General features: G+C 64.1%; 14 protein-coding genes. 5 read left to right on the plus strand and 9 right to left on the minus strand.

Annotation, left to right across the window (positions count from 1 at the left end; all coding sequences use genetic code 11):
- The first annotated feature begins 142 nt into the window (after positions 1 to 142).
- Positions 143 to 682, plus strand: a complete 540-nt coding sequence (gene hpaC / locus DSC91_RS16360) for a 4-hydroxyphenylacetate 3-monooxygenase, reductase component (RefSeq protein ID WP_115779934.1) — start codon at positions 143 to 145, stop codon at positions 680 to 682.
- A gap of 101 nt (positions 683 to 783) precedes the next feature.
- Here the strand turns inward: hpaC and DSC91_RS16365 are convergent, their stop codons facing one another.
- From DSC91_RS16365 to DSC91_RS16375, 3 genes are all read right to left on the minus strand, one after another.
- Complete coding sequence (locus tag DSC91_RS16365) at positions 784 to 1,164, minus strand: copper resistance CopC family protein (protein ID WP_115779935.1); 381 nt, start codon at positions 1,162 to 1,164, stop codon at positions 784 to 786.
- A 25-nt stretch (positions 1,165 to 1,189) separates the two neighbouring features.
- Positions 1,190 to 2,086 (minus strand): hypothetical protein, encoded by an 897-nt coding sequence (locus DSC91_RS16370; protein ID WP_115779936.1) that lies wholly within the window; start codon positions 2,084 to 2,086, stop codon positions 1,190 to 1,192.
- A 105-nt stretch (positions 2,087 to 2,191) separates the two neighbouring features.
- A complete protein-coding gene (locus tag DSC91_RS16375) occupies positions 2,192 to 2,665 on the minus strand; it encodes a DUF2946 domain-containing protein (RefSeq protein ID WP_115779937.1) in 474 nt (157 codons plus the stop codon).
- Between the two features lie 313 nt (positions 2,666 to 2,978).
- Here DSC91_RS16375 and DSC91_RS16380 point away from each other — a divergent pair, with 313 nt between their 5' ends.
- A complete protein-coding gene (locus DSC91_RS16380; RefSeq protein ID WP_115779938.1) occupies positions 2,979 to 4,322 on the plus strand; it encodes a TAXI family TRAP transporter solute-binding subunit in 1,344 nt (447 codons plus the stop codon).
- A gap of 12 nt (positions 4,323 to 4,334) precedes the next feature.
- Here the strand turns inward: DSC91_RS16380 and DSC91_RS16385 are convergent, their stop codons facing one another.
- The 3 genes from DSC91_RS16385 to DSC91_RS16395 form a co-directional block, all read right to left on the minus strand.
- Positions 4,335 to 5,066: a ProQ/FinO family protein gene (locus DSC91_RS16385; RefSeq protein WP_115779939.1), complete on the minus strand. Its 732-nt coding sequence runs from the start codon at positions 5,064 to 5,066 to the stop codon at positions 4,335 to 4,337.
- 96 nt (positions 5,067 to 5,162) lie between these two features.
- Positions 5,163 to 6,527, minus strand: a complete 1,365-nt coding sequence (locus DSC91_RS16390) for a sensor histidine kinase (RefSeq protein WP_115779940.1) — start codon at positions 6,525 to 6,527, stop codon at positions 5,163 to 5,165.
- On the minus strand, positions 6,527 to 7,186 hold the full coding sequence (locus DSC91_RS16395; protein ID WP_115779941.1) for a response regulator: 660 nt from the start codon (positions 7,184 to 7,186) through the stop codon (positions 6,527 to 6,529). The genes DSC91_RS16390 and DSC91_RS16395 overlap by 1 nt, the downstream gene beginning before the upstream one ends.
- Before the next feature lie 225 nt (positions 7,187 to 7,411).
- Between DSC91_RS16395 and DSC91_RS16400 the strand changes: the two genes are divergently transcribed.
- The 3 genes from DSC91_RS16400 to DSC91_RS16410 are packed head-to-tail and all read left to right on the plus strand — an operon-like array spanning position 7,412 to position 12,973.
- Positions 7,412 to 8,818: a TolC family protein gene (locus DSC91_RS16400; protein WP_115779942.1), complete on the plus strand. Its 1,407-nt coding sequence runs from the start codon at positions 7,412 to 7,414 to the stop codon at positions 8,816 to 8,818.
- A complete protein-coding gene (locus tag DSC91_RS16405) occupies positions 8,808 to 9,926 on the plus strand; it encodes an efflux RND transporter periplasmic adaptor subunit (protein ID WP_115779943.1) in 1,119 nt (372 codons plus the stop codon). Before DSC91_RS16400 ends, DSC91_RS16405 begins: the two co-directional genes overlap by 11 nt.
- On the plus strand, positions 9,923 to 12,973 hold the full coding sequence (locus DSC91_RS16410) for an efflux RND transporter permease subunit (protein ID WP_115779944.1): 3,051 nt from the start codon (positions 9,923 to 9,925) through the stop codon (positions 12,971 to 12,973). Before DSC91_RS16405 ends, DSC91_RS16410 begins: the two co-directional genes overlap by 4 nt.
- Positions 12,974 to 13,924: 951 nt before the next feature.
- Here DSC91_RS16410 and hpnK read toward each other — a convergent pair.
- From hpnK to DSC91_RS16425, 3 genes are read right to left on the minus strand one after another with little or no spacing between them, the layout of a single operon-like run.
- On the minus strand, positions 13,925 to 14,749 hold the full coding sequence (gene hpnK / locus DSC91_RS16415; RefSeq protein WP_115779945.1) for a hopanoid biosynthesis-associated protein HpnK: 825 nt from the start codon (positions 14,747 to 14,749) through the stop codon (positions 13,925 to 13,927).
- Positions 14,739 to 16,064 (minus strand): bacteriohopanetetrol glucosamine biosynthesis glycosyltransferase HpnI, encoded by a 1,326-nt coding sequence (gene hpnI, locus DSC91_RS16420; RefSeq protein ID WP_115779946.1) that lies wholly within the window; start codon positions 16,062 to 16,064, stop codon positions 14,739 to 14,741. The genes hpnK and hpnI overlap by 11 nt, the downstream gene beginning before the upstream one ends.
- Positions 16,065 to 16,076: 12 nt before the next feature.
- Complete coding sequence (locus DSC91_RS16425; protein ID WP_115779947.1) at positions 16,077 to 16,418, minus strand: hypothetical protein; 342 nt, start codon at positions 16,416 to 16,418, stop codon at positions 16,077 to 16,079.
- Positions 16,419 to 16,716 lie beyond the last annotated feature (298 nt).

A 16,716-nucleotide genomic window follows, 5' to 3' on the forward strand; every position in this document is an offset into this window, starting at 1 on the left:
CACCATGCAAACACGCATTGGGGAAAGCTTTAGACGGATTGGGAAAGACGCCCTCACGCGCGCCGCTCGCGCCAATTTTTTTCCGTGCGCGGATTGGTTACGCTTGAATCCAGACCTCTACCGCGCCCCAGGAAACCAGAACATGAAGCCGAATCTGCAATCGACGCCCGTCGCCGACACCGACCTGGCAGCCAGGCAGCAATTCCGTCAGGCCATGGCGCATCTATCCGCCGCCGTGAACGTCATCACGACCGCCGGCCCGCATGGACGCTGCGGCGTTACCGCAAGCGCCGTATGCTCCGTCACCGATACGCCGCCCACGCTGCTCGTTTGCCTGAACCGCTCGAGCGCGATGCACGCCACCTTCGAAGGCAACCGGCACGTTTGCATCAATGTCCTGCCCGGCGAGCACGAATTGCTCGCGCGTCATTTCGCCGGCATGACGCAGGTGCCGATGGAAGAACGCTTTGGCTGGCCGATCTGGGACGACGGCACGCACGGGGTGCCGGTCTTGCGCGACGCGCTCGCGAGTCTACAGGGCGAGATCGTCGATCTGAAGGAAGTGGGCTCGCACTCGGTGATGTTCGTCAAAACCACCTGCATCAGCGTGCGCACGGACGGTGACGGGCTGATCTATTTCGATCGCAACTTCCACCGCATCAAGCGCTCGGCATCGCATTGATGCGCGACGACAACCATTGAAACCAGCCGCGGCGTGCGGCCCGCCTGAGTCGCACACCGCGCCATCGTGCCTGCGATGACGCGGCGCGCCGCTGATTCAGACTACTTTACGTTGAACGCGTAGTCGCCATGCGTGCGATGCCCGTCGGATGCCACGGCCACCCAGTGCACGGTGTAATGACCGGCCGCGAGCGGCGGCAGCGGCACTGCGATCAGCGCCGCCTGATGAGCGTCGACGGCGGATTTCTCCGTGTTGACCTGCTTGCCGCTCGCGTCGGTCACCGTCAGCGAGCTGAACGACGGTTCGAGCGGCCCGTCGAACGTCACGCGAACCTGAGCGGGCGACGCCACCGTCGCGCCCGCGCCCGGCTCCTGCTTCTGCGGAAATACATGGGCGAAAGCGGCGCTCGCGAACGCAAGCCCCGCTATCAGCAACGGCACCTTCGATGCGGCGCGCAGCCCGTTATGTCGATCGTTTTTCATCGCTTGCTCCTGCTGTGCTACCGCGTTACTGGAAGAGAGGTTTACCGATCGTGGTCGGCGCGACATCGTCGAAGAAAATGTGAGCCTGAACCAGAATACCCACGTGCGAGCCGCTCGCGTGGTTGATCGGGATTTGCGCTTCAACGCCGAACTGGCCATAGCGGTTGATCCAGATGAAACCCGTGTTGACCGTGCCGGTTGTCTGCCCCTGGCTTCTCGAGAACGGCACTTCCACCAGCGGAATAACGTTCGCCAACGGCTGCGGCAGGCCAATGTCGTGCACGTGTTGCTGCAGGTACGGCAAGCTATATTGCACCGTGAACCCGTAGTTAAATGCGTTCGGCTGCCCCGCTCCTGTTGTCAGCGCCGGACCGGCTTCACCCGTGATCGCGATCGGCCGGAGATAAGCAAGCGATGCCGGAAGATCGCCCATGCCTTTGCCGGCGAAGATGGTGGGAGAGATCGTCGAAAAGTTGTCCGAGACCGCACGGCTTCCTGTGCCGCCGAGTTCGGCGTTGACACCGACCGAGGTCATGAACTCGTGTTCATCGTTGACGTACAGCAGGTACTTCAAGCCGACGCCGAAGTTGTCGAAACCGCGTGCCTTGGGATTATTTTGCATGACGTACGTGCCGTTTACCGACACCGCCAGCCGCGGCGTGATCAGCTTGTCGTATTCGAAATCGAAAGTATTGATGCTTTGATCGCCGGAGTCGCCCGGCACGCGCTGGTGGCCGTATTCGAGGTTGGCTTCGTCGCCGACACCGGGATCGTCGACGGCCATCGTCGACGGGAAGACGCGGTTACCCGCGATCGCGTGCGCACTGGCGAGTGAGGGAGCGAAGAGAAATACGCTGGCGGCGGCCGCAACGAGCGATGCCGCGCGCAGCGGTATCGCGCTGCGCGTTGTCTGGGTTTGCATGGTTCATCCTGTTCATAGGTCGTCATGACGCCGGCACGCGCGTCTACAGACGGACGCGTGGCGGCATTGCGATGCGGTCATGGCATCGCACCGGTGTGACTCGAATCAGGATGCGAACGGAGGGGCGCGAGGCTGCGCGAAGGTGAGCGGCTCGGCGCGGCGAACACGCTCGAAGCGGGTGGCGATCGTGTGCTGGACAGCGCGGACGGTAACGAAAAACAGCGCTTCGACGCTGGGCACCACCGGCATGTGGGCGAGCAGACTGCAATAGCCGCAGGCGTCGCCGTCGGACATGGCCGAGTGTGGGGCCTGCTGTTGCGTCTGTTGTTGCGTCTGTTGTTGGGCCTGTTTGCTGTCGGGATCGTCCGATGCCCGATGCTGCATGAAGGGCAAGAAGGACATGGTGTCCTTCTCCGGCATGAAAGCCATCGACGGCGCCGAGCAAAGTCCGCCTTCCATTCCGGCTGCACCGCCGTTGCGTGCGGCGAGCGAATGCGAGATCGTTGGCGCGAGCGTGGCCATCAGGATCGCAAACAATCCCAGCCAACAGCCGATCTTCCGATGGAAACGACTCAAGATGCGCCCGGCGACACGATTGGAAACTGTCGTGGATTATGCCACGGCCCATGGCGTGTCCTGGCCGGCAAGGCGCTGCTTATGCCGGACATTTCACCTGTGCGCCGCGCACCCGCCGCTGCGCGTCGGCACTGGAATAGCAGGACATCACTCGCCCACCCGCCGCCACGCACCGGCACCGGCACCGGAATAGCGGGACTTCGCTCACCGCCCGATGGCGCGGCGGCCACCCCCGGTCAATAGAGCAAACTTCCAACGGCAAACCCGCTGCAGACAGTGGACAATGCCTCATCCCGGCTATTGGCATGGAGTGCCCATGAAAGCGCATCGCCCGCGTCCCCCGCACTTCCCCGGCGATCATTCGCATGCGGAGTGGCGCGATCACACCCTGGCTTACGTCATCGTGGCCGCGCTGGTCGTGCTGATGGTTACGCTGATCGTCTGGGTGGTCGATCCGGCGCCGCCGAAAACCATCACGATGAGCGCGGGCCCGCACGACAGCTCGTTCCTCGCAACCGCGGACCAGTACAAGAAGATCCTCGCCCGCAACGGCATCACGCTGAAGGTGCTGGAATCCGACGGCTCGGTGCAGAATCTGCGGCGTCTGCTGGACCCGAAGCAGCACGTCGATCTGGCGCTCGTGCAAGGCGGCGTGGCCGATGGGCTCGACACATCGTCGCTGATGTCGCTCGGCAGCGTTTTCTATATTCCGGTGGTGGTGTTCTATCGCGGCACCGGTCTCAGCGAGCTTTCAGAACTGGAAGGCAAACGGATTGCAATCGGCCGCGAAGGCAGCGGCACGCGCCTCCTTGCGCTCAAACTGCTGGAAGCAAACGGCATCCAACCGGGCGGCGACACCGTGCTGCTGCCCAGCGATGGCGTGCAGGCCGCCACGCAACTCGTCGCGGGCGACGTCGACGCCGCGATCCTCAACGGCGACTCGGCCACCCGCGGCCTGATGCTGCGACTTCTGAAAGTACCCGGCATCTCCGCGATGAATTTCGACGAAGCCAGCGCCTATACGCGCCTCTTTCCCTATCTCGACGAGCTCGATCTGCCGCCGGGCGTGCTCGATCTCAAGCATAGAATTCCACCCGACACCATTCATCTGATCAGCCCGACGGTCGAACTCGTGGCCCGAACCGGTCTGCATCCGGCGATTTCCGACTTGTTGATCGAAGCCGCGCAGGAGGTGCACGGCATGCCTGGGCTGTTGCAGCACGCGGGGCAATTCCCGAGTCCGGTCGCCCATGAATATCAGGTCAGCGAAGACGCGCAGCGCTACTACAAGACTGGCAAGAGTTTTCTGTACCGCACGCTGCCGTTCTGGCTCGCGAGCGTCGGCGACCGCACGCTGGTTCTGCTGCTGCCGATGGCGGTGCTGCTGTTTCCTGCCATGCGGCTGATCCCGGCACTGTACCGGTGGCGGGTGCGCTCGCGCATCTATCGCTATTACGGCGCGCTGATTGCGATCGAACGCGGCGCGCTCGCCGATTCGACCGAGGAGGAGCGCAAGCGGCTATTCGCGGAACTCGATCATATCGAGGTGTCGCTGAGCCGCTTGCGCATGCCGCTCGCATACGCCGACGCGTTCTATGTGCTGCGCGAGCACGTCGGCTTCGTGCGGGTCCGGCTGGCGGCGCAAGGCAGCGCCCCTTAGCCGGACGGCTTGTTACGCCGAGGCAGCGGCCGACGGTGCTACCGGCGGCGTTGTCGATTCAGCAGCCGGGGTGTCGGGAGAGGCGGCCTGTGGCTGGCTCTCCGGCCCGGCTTGTGGGGCGGCCGCTGCCTGCGCTGCTTGCGCCGGCTCATCGACCGAAGGGACAGATGCGGCGGCGGTGCTGGCAGAAGCGCTGGCAGAAGCGCTGGCGGACGCGTCAGCCGGCGAGGCCGCCGCTTTCGCTGCGCCCCGGCCCGCGCGATGCGCCTGCAGGCGCTGCGCACCGGCCGCTTCCTGGGCCGTCACCTTGCCTGCCTCGCCGCCCGTCAGATCGACACGCGCGGCGCCTTCGACCAGGCATTTCCAGTAGCGGCTGCCACGGCACCAGGTTTTGATCGCGTCGCGCAATTCGGCTTCGCTCAGCGACAGATCCTTCGCGTGAACCACGAGATCCTCGAAGATGCCGACCTTCAGCGGCAGCTTCGGCGCAGGATTCTTCGGGAATGCATTCGGGAAGCGCTTTTGCAGTCTCCCGATCGATTTCACCACCGGGTCCACCGGCTTCGCGTCGGCCGCGGGCCTGGCCTCGGCTGCCGGCTTGGGCGCGGGCGTGGCGCGACGCGGCGGCGAAGGCTTGCGCGCAGGCTTCGCACCGGACTTGGCGACAGGCTTGGCCGCGGGCGCAGCTTCGGCGCGTGCCGCAGCCAGTTGCTTCTTCAATTCAGCGAGTTGTTCGAAACCCATGGCACACAATCAATCGAGAAAGACAAGATTGTAGCAGCGTGTTGAAACATGCTCGTGAGAGCTGGCGAGGCGCAGCACGCCGACGGCCGCGAACGCTCAGCTTCTAACCGCCACAGGCGCCGCAACCTCACTCGCCGTCAGGCCAAAAATCGAAACACACAAGCCCGGCCGCCCAACGTTATTCCGCAAGGAAAGGCCAAGCTGGTGGCGTGCGGCGATTCGCGCCACAATCGCCAGCCCAAGTCCGCTGCCCTCGCCCTGAGCGTCTTCCCCTCGATAAAAGCGGTCGAAAACCCGCTCGATCTCAGCTTCCGGTATCCCGGACCCGCTGTCCACGACATCGAACCCCACGCGCTCGCCCGAGCGCTTCAGAATCACATCGACGCGCCCACCCCGCGGCGTATGCCGGATCGCATTGTTGATCAGGTTTCCCAACAGAACGCTCATCCCGTGCGGCTCGGCCAGCACCGTATAGGCATCGTAGTTCGCGCGCGCGTCTTCACACTCGAGCCCGAGATCGATTTCCCTCGTCTCCGCGAGCAGCGAAAAATCGCCCACGGCCTGCTCGCCGATCCGGCGCAAACTCACCGGCACCATCGACGTCACCGGATGCGCATCCTCACGCGCCAGCGTCAACAGCTGTTGCACGAGGTGAATGATGCGATTGACCCGTTCCTCGACGCGCTCCAGCGTTTGCCCCTCGCCCTTTAGCGAGCCGTCACGGGAAGCCGCCTGCAACTGCAGCTTCAGCGCCGCAAGCGGCGAGCGCAATTCATGCGCGGCATCGGCGATGAACGTGCGCTGCGCCTGCGACGCAATGTTCAGACGTTGCAGCAGATCGTTGAGCGCTAGCACCAGCGGCTTGATTTCGACCGGCACGCTGCCGTCCAGACGCAACGGCTCCAGCGAATCGAGCGAACGGGTCGTCAGCGCGCGCGTCAGCCCGCCGATCGGCGCCAGCCCCCTTGCCACCACCAGCAGCACCAGCACGATCGTCACCGGCACCAGCACGCCGAGCGGCCACAGCGTATGCAGCGCCAGCGTCAGCGCAAGGTCTTCGCGCACCGAGATCGGCTGCGCAACCTGGATATAACGGTCGCGCTGTTCCAACCCGAACGCGCGCCAGTGATTCTCGCCGCGCTCGACCGTGCTGAAACCCGCGGGCAAACGCGGGAACACCGGCGCCTGCATCGAGTGATAAATGAGCTTGCCGGACCGGTCCCAGATTTCGATCACGACCCGGTCGTCGGCCAGATCGCCGAGGTCGGGGTTGCGATGCTCGCCGTCGCCCGCACCGGCCAGATTCGACGGCAACGACAGCGCCACCGTGCGCAGTTCGAAGTCGAACAGTTCGCCCGCTTCTTCGCGCGCGGTGTGAAAGATGCCGTAGCCGGCCATGCCCGAGGCCGCGGCCAGCCCGAAAATCAGCCAGCCCAGCAGCCAGCGGCGAATCGACGTCATCAGCACCTCTTCAGACGGTAGCCCACGCCGCGCACGGTCACCACCTGCTCCGCGCCGATCTTGCGCCGCAAGCTGTGCACATGCACTTCGATGGTGTTGCTGCCCACCTCCTCGCCCCAGCCGTATAGCTTCTCTTCCAGTTCGGGCTTGGTGAACACGCGCGTGGGTTCTTCGATCAATGCTTGCAGCAGGGCGAATTCGCGCGGCACGAGCGCCAGCAGTTCGCCGCCTTTGGTGACTTCGTGCGCCGCGGGATCGAGTGTGAGCTCGCCGTGCGCATAGACGGGCTGTTTCTGACCGGTGCGCCGCCGCAATAGCGCGCGCACCCGTGCGGCCAGCTCGTCGAGGTCGAATGGTTTGATCAGATAATCGTCGGCGCCCGCGTCGAGGCCGCGAATCCGCTCGTCGACCGCATCACGCGCGGTCAGGATGATCACCGGCGCGGCGCCCCCGCTCTTGCGGTAGCCATTGAGCACGTCGATGCCGTCCTTCTTCGGCAAGCCGAGATCGAGCAGCACGAGGTCGTACACGCCGTTGCCCAGCGACAGTTCCGCCGCGCGGCCGTCTTCGGCCCAGTCGATCGCGTAGCCCGAGCGGCGCATCGCGCCCAGCACGGTCTCCGCAATCATGTCGTCGTCCTCGACCAGTAGCAGACGCATGGTTTCTCCTCTCTCCAGTTTGCCCGCATTGTCCGGCCCATTAGCTTAACGCTTCCTTATGCGTCGCTTAGGGGATGCTTAAGGGACGCTTAGGCCACGCTGAAGGGAGGCTGAGTGGACGCTTAATGTCCGTTAAGCGTTCCTTAAGCTCCCCGTCAGCAGAATCGGCACCTGTTTAGCGACATCCGCTCGCGGCTGTCCCACTTTTTGCTCAGGAGCCGGATTTTGCCCGTTTTCAACGCCGCCGCGGCGGCACGGTTGCGCGTGCTCGTGCCGATCTACGCGATGCTGCTCGGCGGATGCACGTGGTATCACCGCGCGCCGCTCGCACCGCAGGATACGTCGACCTCGGCCCACTCGCTCGAACGCATCCAGGTCGATCCGTCCACCATGCCGCTGCCTGAACTGGCCGCGCATCGTTTCGATCCGTCCGACGGGCTCGACATCGACGAAGTCGCGATGCTTGCGGTAGCGAACAATCCCGACCTGAAGCTGGCCCGCGACGATCTCGGCATCGCCCGGGCTCAGGCTTATTCAGCCGGACTGTTGCCCGACCCGCAACTGAGCGTGTCGAGCGATTACCCGGGCGCGGCCGGCACGACGCGCGCGTTCAATTACGGCCTGAGCATCGACGTGATGGCGATCGTGCTGCGCAGTGCGAATAAACAATCCGCCGACGCGACGCTGGCCAAAACCGATCTCGGGCTGCTGTGGCAGGAATGGCAGATCGTCGCCCAGGCGCGGCAGTTGTTCATCAAGACGCGCTTCCAGCAGGACACGCTGCCGCTGCTGCAACAGCAGCGCGATCTCGCGCGCACACGCTACGAACGCATGGCCGACGCCCAGCGCGACGGCAATCTCACCGACGACACACTGACCGCCGCGCTCACCGCCTACAGCGACGCACGCAAGCAATACACGGACGCCGAACGGGCTGCGGAACAGACGCATCACGATCTGAACGCGCTGCTCGGCCTCTCGCCGGAAGTGCAGTTGCACCTCACCGGCAGCGAAGACACGACCGAGCTGCCCGACGCCACGCTCGACGCGGCCCTCGCCAAACTCGCGCAGCGCCGCCCGGACCTGATCGCGCTGCAGGCGGGTTATGAAGCGCAGGAACAGAAATACCGCGCGGCGATTCTCAGCCAGTTCCCGAGCCTTTCCGTGGGTTTCGTGCGGGCGCGCGACACCTCGAACATCTACACCAGCGGCTTCCAGATCAATCTGAGCTTGCCGATCTTCAATCGCAATCAGGGCAACGTCGCCATCGAACAGGCGACGCGTCAGCGCCTGCGCGACGAATATCAGTCGCGCCTGAACCAGGCCTACGCCGATGTCGCCCACATGCGTGCGGACAACGCGATTCTCACGCGACAGTTGCAGCAGACCGAAGCCGCGCTGCCCGGCATCGACCTCGCCGCGCAACACGCGGCCGCGGCCTACGCGCAGCACGATCTCGTGCTCGGCGCCTACACGGACGCGCAAAGCGCCGCGCTCACCAAACGTGTCGACGTCGCCACGCTGCGCGAATCGCTCGCCGAACAACGCGTCGGCTTGCAGGCGCTGCTGGGCAGCGCGATCCCCGACGCCTTTTCCTCCGCTCAGACCTTCACCGAAACTCATGCGAAATAGCCCACTCGCGGCGCGGCGGCCGCGCATCGCTGCTTATGCGATTTCTCTTGCCTGCGTCGCGCTGATGAGCACCGGCATCCATGCAGCCGGTGCGTCCGCCGGCGACGATGCGGCCGACCAGGCCGTCGTATCCGTGCAAACCGTACGGGTGCAGCGCGCCGTCATTGCGCAACCGGTCCGCGCCTATGGCATCGTCGCGGCGTCCGCGTCGAACCTGACCACGGTCAATCTGCCCTACCTCGCGCGTATCGTGCAGATGCGCGTGCAGGCCGGCCAGAGCGTGACGCGCGGCACGCCGCTGTTCGTCGTGCAAGCCGACCCTGCCGCGGTGCTCGCCGCCACCCAGGCGAAAAGCGCTGTGACGCTGGCGCAAGGCGAACTCGCGCGCACGCAATCGCTGTACGACAAAGGGCTTGCCACGCAATCGCAACTCGCCACGGCGCGCAAGGCCGCCGAGGACGCGCAGCAGGCGCTCGCGGCGCAGAACCAGACCGGCGCCGCGAGCGGCAACAAGGTCGTCGCGGCGCCGGTCGACGGCGTGGTTTTGCAGGTATCGGCGGCACAGGGCGATCAGGTGCAGCCCGGCGCCGCGATCCTGCAACTGGCCGGCGGCAACGGCAAGGACGCGCGCGCGAACGTCGTGCTCGGCGTCGAGCCGTCGGACGCCCCCGCTATCCACGCCGGCGACACCGTCACGCTGCACGGCCTGTCCACCTCGCTCGCGAGGGCCGCGGCGGACGGTCACGTGGTGCTGGTGGGGGCATCGGTCGATCAGCAAAGCCAGCTCGTCAACGTCGGCGCGAACGTGCCGCTCGGACAGAGCGCATTCATTCCGGGCACGCGTGTCAGCGCCGACATCGCGACTCGCAGCGGCACGCATTGGATCGTGCCGCGTGCCGCCGTGCTGAAAGACGACAAAGGCGCCTACGTGTTCCAGATCACGCCGCAGAACAAGGCGCGCCGCGTGGCGGTGGTCACGCAGGTCGAGAACGGCGACCGCTACGGCGTGGACGGCCCGATCGACGGCACAGCAGGCCTCGTCGTCAGCGGCAACTATGAGTTGAAGGACGGCATGGCGGTGCGGGCCGGCGGAGGCGCGCCGCGATGAATTTCGGTCAATGGATGCAGAAGCACCGGCGCTCGCTGTTGTTCGTGATCGCGCTGCTGGCGATCGCCGGCGCACTGACCGCGTTTCGTCTGCCGATCTCGCTGTTCCCGAACGTCGCGTTTCCCCGCGCCGTCGTCTCGCTCGACGCGGGCGACCGCCCTGCCGAACAGATGGCCACGCTCGTCACGATGCCCGTCGAAGAAGCGTTGCGGCGCGTGCCGAACGTACGCGACGTCGAATCGACCACGAGCCGCGGATCGGCGGAAATCTCGATCAATTTCGACTGGGGCACTGACATGGCGCAAGCCACGTTGCAGGCCCAATCGGCCATCAGCGAGATTCTTGCGACGCTGCCGCAAGGCACCTCGATGCAGGTGCGGCGCATGGACCCGACCGTGTTCCCGGTGCTCGCGTACAGCCTGACTTCGACGCAGCAGTCGCTATCGGCGCTGCACGATCTCGCACAGTTCCAGATGCGGCCGTTGCTGTCGTCCGTGGAAGGCGTGGCGCGTGTCGAAGTGACCGGTGGCGCGCAGGACGAACTGGAAGTCGCGATCGATCCGGCGCGCCTCGCCGCCTACAAGGTGTCGCTCGCGGATGTATCGAAAGCAATCGGCGCGAGCAACGTGCTGATGGCCACTGGCCGCATCGAGGATCACTACAAGCTGTACCTCGTGATTGCCAACACCACGATCACGCAACTCGACGAACTGCGCAACGTGGTGGTGTCGGCCAATGGCGCGACGCAAATCCGCCTCGGCGACATCGCGACGGTCCGCCAGGGCGTTGTGCCGCAATGGATGCGCGTCACCGCCGACGGCCAGGACGCCGTGCTGCTCAACGTCTATCAGCAGCCCGGCGCGAACAGCGTGGCGATGGCCAAAGCGATCCGTGCGAAGCTCGCCGATTTCCAGCATCAGATGCCGGCCGGCGTGCATCTCTCGAACTGGTACGACCAGAGCGAACTGGTGATCGCCTCCGCGAGCAGCGTGCGCGACGCGATCATGATCGGTGTAGTGCTGGCCGCGTTCACGCTGTTCGCCTTCCTGCGCAACTGGAAGATCACCGCGATCGCGGTCGCGCTGGTGCCGGTCGTGATGGCCGCGACGATCCTGCTGCTCGACGTGTTCGGCATGGGGTTCAACATCATGACGCTCGGCGGCATGGCGGCCGCGGTCGGCCTCGTGATCGACGATGCGATCGTGATGATCGAACACATCGTGCGACGCATGCGCGAAGGCGGAGCGCACAAGTTCCACGGCCGCGTGATGGCGGCCGCGCTCGAATTCACGCGGCCGCTTGCCGGCTCGTCGGCGGCGACGCTGATCATTTTCGTGCCGCTCGCGTTTCTGTCGGGCGTGACGGGGGCATTCTTCAAGGCGCTCTCCGTGACGATGGCAAGCGCCCTGTTCATTTCGTTTCTCGTCACGTGGCTTGCGGTGCCGATTCTGTGCGACCGCTGGCTGAAACCGGAGGACGCCGAGGAGCACAAGGAAACCCGCTTCGCTTCATGGATGAACCGACGCTACGGCTTTCTGATCGAGCGCGTGACGGCCCGTCCGATTCTCGTGCTGCTCGGCTTGCTGCCACTGGTCGTGGTGGCCGCGTTCGCGTTCACGCGCGTGGGCAGCGGCTTCATGCCGGGCATGGACGAAGGCGGTTTCGTGCTCGACTACCACACCGAACCTGGCACATCCATCACGGAAACCGACCGGTTGATGAAGCAGGTCGAGGGCATCATCCGCGCGAATCCGAACGTTGCGACCTACTCGCGCCGCACCGGCGCCGGTCTCGGCGGCGACCTGAACGAGCCGAACAGGGGCGACTTCTTCGTGCGGCTGAAGTCGAGTGGCCGCGAGCCGATCGAAACGGTGATGGAAGAGATCCGCTCGAAAGTCGAGACGCAGGTACCGGGCGTGAATATCGAACTCGCGCAATTGATGGAAGACCTGATCGGCGACCTGACCGCGGTGCCACAGCCGGTGCAGATAAAAATCTATTCCGACGACCAGAACACCCTCGACACCACCGCACGCAAGGTCGCCGCGCGGATCGGCACGATTCAGGGCGTGGTGGACGTGAACGACGGCATCAATCCCGCGGGCGACGCTCTCGAATTGCACATCCGGCCGGAGGCCGCCGCGGCCGAGGGCATGGACCCGCAGTCGATTGCACAGGCCGTCTCCGACATGGTGGAAGGCAACGTTGCGACGCAATTCCAGAGCGGGCCGAAGACGGTGGGCGTGCGCGTACGCGTGGCGGGCGCACTGAAGCTGACCGATACGCAACTGGGACTGTTACAGATTCGCGCACCGGACGGCCATCTGTTCGCACTGAATCGTGTTGCCGATCAGGTGACGGTGACCGGCCAGCCGGAAATCAGCCGCGACAATCTCAAACGGATGGTGGCCGTGACGGCGCGAATCGACGGCCGCGATCTGGGCTCGACGATCGCGGACGTGCAGAAGGCGCTGAGTGACGGGAGCTTGTTGCCGACCGGCGTGTACTACGAACTGGGCGGCCTGTACCAGCAACAGCAGATTGCTTTCAAGGGTTTGTTGAGTGTGTTCGGCGCTGCGATTGCGTTGGTGTTTGGATTGCTGCTGTTTCTGTACGAGCGCTTTCGCGTTGCGCTGGCCGTGATGGCGATGCCGTTGCTGGCGGCGGGCGCGGTGTTTATCGGCTTGTGGATCACCGGCATCGAGCTGAACATCTCCGCGATGATGGGAATGACGATGATTATCGGCATCGTGACTGAGGTGGCGATTTTTTATGTATCGGAGTTGCAGGGGTTGATGCGTGATGAAGGCGTTGGATTTGAAGAGGCGCTGATCGCGGCTGGGCGGAATCGGTTGCGGCCGATTGCCATGACGACTATTGCGGCTATTTTGGCGCTTCTGCCGTTGGCTTTTGCCCTTGGGCAAGGGGCTGCTATGCAGCAGCCTTTGGCGGTTGCCATTATCTCTGGGTTGATTGTGCAGTTGCCGTTGGTGTTGTTGCTGTTGCCTGTGGTGTTGAAGTTGTTGATGAGGAAGGAGGTTATTTAATATGGGTTTTTTCCATTTGTAGGGGTTTGTTTTTTTTGCCTTCGCGGCGCTTTTCTGTATGTATGCCTGCGGTGTTGGGCTTTGCTTGAATTGATTGCCTGCTCGGCGCGTTCTTGTCTGTGCGCTTACGGCGTTGGCCTTTCCTTGTATTGCTAGTGGTCTATTAGCGTTCGCCCCTGTGCGGGGCAGGCACCTACTTTTCTTTGCCGGCTGCAAAGAAAAGTAGGCAAAAGAAAGCAGCTCACACCACGCCTGCTAAGTGGGCACCGTAGCTCGCACAGGGTAGTGGTGCATCTGGAATCCGTGCCCTCGCACCTTCACGCGCTTGTGACAAGGGACTCATCAGCTCCCACTCCGCACTGCGTGCGTCGCGGACGGGTCTGCATGGGAAACCAGCGGCTTCGTTTAAGTGCTGTGGGAGCCATCGGCTTTGCCTCGGCGACACGCCCCCGTGCTCACCCGCCGCCCCACTTCGACGATATGTCGGTGTACTGCAAATCCGGATCACAGTTGCAGTTGCAATCACAATCGCGACGGTGGCGGTGCAATGACGAGCCACGATCCGGTGGCGAGACGTGAGCGCCAAAACGTAGCGGGTGGTTTTAAGAAGTACTCTTCGGCGCGCGCAGCGCCGCCGGAAGTATGACGCCCTTGTCACACGCACAGGCAGGTGCACGAACACAGATTCCAGATGCATCACTACCCGCTGCGTGCTGCGGGACCCGCTTAGCAGGAGTGGTGTGAGCCGCTTTCTTTGCTTATCTTTCTTTGCGGCGGCAAAGAAAGTAAGTGCCTGCCCCGCACAGGGGCGAACGCTAATAGACCACTACCAAATCAAGGAAAGCCCAACGCCGCAGGCACAAGGACAAGAAGCACAAAACAGACAAGCAGATCAAGAAAAACCCAACACCGCAGGCAAACAAACAAAAAGCGCCGCGAAGGCAAAAAAAATCACCCCTTCAACACATCCCCAAACCCGCCCACCCGGGCACCCAAACCCCGAATCGCCTCAGCGACCCTAGGCGACAAGAGCGCCTGCAACTCCTCGACATGCCGATAATCCCGCATCCCATCGCTCAAAACCCGATCGCCGGCGAAGGCCGGATGACAATAAATCTCCCCCACCCCTCGGGGCAAATCGGCAAGCGCGGCAAGCCACGCCGCCTCATCCATCCGGCCACTCTTAGCAATCCCAACGACATAATCGTTGTGCACGATCCCAGCCCGATCCAAGCGCGCCCGCACCCGTGAAATCCACGGCCGCAGCCAGACCGGCGTGCCAACCTCGAACGGCAGACGCATCGCCCGCATCCCGTACTCGCGGCCGATCTCCAGAATCAACCCAAGCACCGTCGGATGCAAATGAAAATGCTTGTGCGTATTGACGTGATCGAGCGTCAACCCCGTCCTCGCAAAAGCCTCAAACTGCGCGCGAATCTCTCGCGCCAGCTGTTTGCGAACGTGCGGCAAAAAGAAAAACCGCACCCCGTCCCGCACCATGTTGTCACCAAAGCGGCCGTGCTCGTCGAGCAAGGCGGAAATCCCCGCGCGCGGCGTGACCGCGTCGCCGTCGGCCAGCACCAGATGCAGACCGACCCGCAACCCCGGGAGCGCGCGCGCACGCGCCACCGCATCGGCCGCGGCAGGCGCGCCGACCATCAGGCTCGCGGCCGTCAACACGCCGTGCCGATGCGCCTGCTCGACCGCCAGATTCACGCGTGAATGCAGGCCAAAATCGTCGGCAGTGACAATCAGACCGCGTGGCTCAACCGCCATCCGAAGTCTCCATGACATCCATCACGGCCAACCGCGCAGCGTGCGTCGTGGATGCGGAAGCCTCGACCGGCACGCGTGCGCCACGCCACACCACATGCGAGCCGAACGCGCCAGCGAGCCATTGCAATGCCAGCAAAGTGTCGCGCAACGGCACGAGCGGCAAGTCGCGCCAGAACGTGCGTTCGTGACGCGCGGAACGCAGATGCAGCAGCATGCGCGCGGCAAAACCCGCCGCCGTGCTGGCGCCGCTCGCCAGCGCCACCCACAGGTGCTCGCCACCGGACGGCCCGTTCAGGAGAGCGCCGGTAAGCCACGCGCCGGCGATGAGCCACGGCGTCGGAAACGTGATGAACAGAAATGCAAAGCCAAGCGGGTTCACCGAGCGGATCGTGCGCAGCCAGCGCGTCTCGCGCTGCCACAACGCGAAGAAAGTCGGCTCGATGACATCCGTGGCCACCATCACGCGCGACAGCACCGTGCTGAGCCCGAGCGCGCGCACGTGCTCGGCGAGCCAGTAGTCGTCCGCGAGACAGTTTTTCAGCGCGTCAAAACCGCCGATGCGCTCGAGCGTCGCGCGGCGCAAGGCAAGCGTCGCGCCAAAACCAAAGCGGCGCGACCCGGCCGCATGCGCGACCCGCACCGACGGCGCGAACCACTCGTTGATGAATAGGGCACCGACCCGCGGCCAGAAACCGCCGACGCCTTGCGCCACGTAGAGACAGGTCACCACCCCCACGCGCGGATCGGCGAGCGGCGCCGCCACGGTGTCGAGATAGTCGGCTTCGACGGCGATGTCGCTGTCCGCAATCACGATCACGTCATGGCGCGCCCGCTCCGCCATGTTGATCAGATTGCTGACCTTGAGATTGCTGCCGTGCACGCGCGTGTCGATCGCCAGCTCGATGTCGTGCATCGGGTAAGCGGCCTGCAAACGGCGCACCACGGCGATGGCGGGATCGTCCGGCGAAGAGACACCTAGTACGAGCTGGAAATGCCCGTGGCGCTGGTCGCAGAAAGTTCTGAGATTCTCGTAGAGACGCGGCTCGGCGCCGCACAGTGGCTTAAGCACGCTGACGCCGACATGCGTGAAAGGGGCCAGCGGATCCGAAGCCCTGGCGGCAGCACTCGCGGAGGTTGAAGCGGCCGAAGCGGTCGAAGCACTCGCAGCGGCCGACGCGCTAGCGGCCCGCCCGCGCCCCCCGCGGCGCACCGCGAAGAACGGCATCGCGACTGCTGCCAGCATCGCATAGAGCGAAGCCGAGACGCAGCCGGATAACAGTATCCATTGGCATGCTGTCAATGCGTGCGCCGCCATCGTCTGTTGCCGTCAGTGCCCGGCCAGCACGAACGGTTTGCCGGTAAAGCGTAGATGAAGAACGACGAACCAGCGTCGCGGACAGTCCGCCCCGATCAGCACGGGCCGGTCGGCCGACGTGGCGTACTGGCCTTGAATGGCGAGCTCGAAAGCAGTCTGCGCGAAATGGCGCATCACGATGACGCCGCTCACGATCAGCGCAAGAGCAAGCGCCTGAAACCCCGTGGAACTGAAAACCTGTTGCGGAACACGCAGAACCAGCAGTGCCAGCAGGGCGAGCGCTTCGGTACCCATGGCCGTGAGCGAAGCCGCCATCAGGTGGGCGCGCAGCATGTCGGTGGTGACTGGCTTCATGGCGTGGTCTCGTGACCGGAAGGAACGCACGGCATCATGCAGTGGCGCAATTCGCCGGTACAAGGGCTGGCACAAGGACAAGGGCTGGCAAAGGAACTGCCAAACGGGCTGCCAAAAGGCGGACTGCCAAACGGCGCCGACAGAAGCGCCAGCCATACATTCCGTCGATGTGCTTACGAGTAAGTTGCGATGATCTGACAACATGACGTAGTTTCGCGCGCTCACGTCGGCCACGCGACAGTAACCTGCTGAGGGGCGATAGTAGCGATTCAAGCTGAAGGAAACCTTAAGAAAGAAA

It is taken from the genome of Paraburkholderia caffeinilytica, assembly GCF_003368325.1.
Classification (GTDB): Bacteria; Pseudomonadota; Gammaproteobacteria; order Burkholderiales; family Burkholderiaceae; genus Paraburkholderia; species Paraburkholderia caffeinilytica.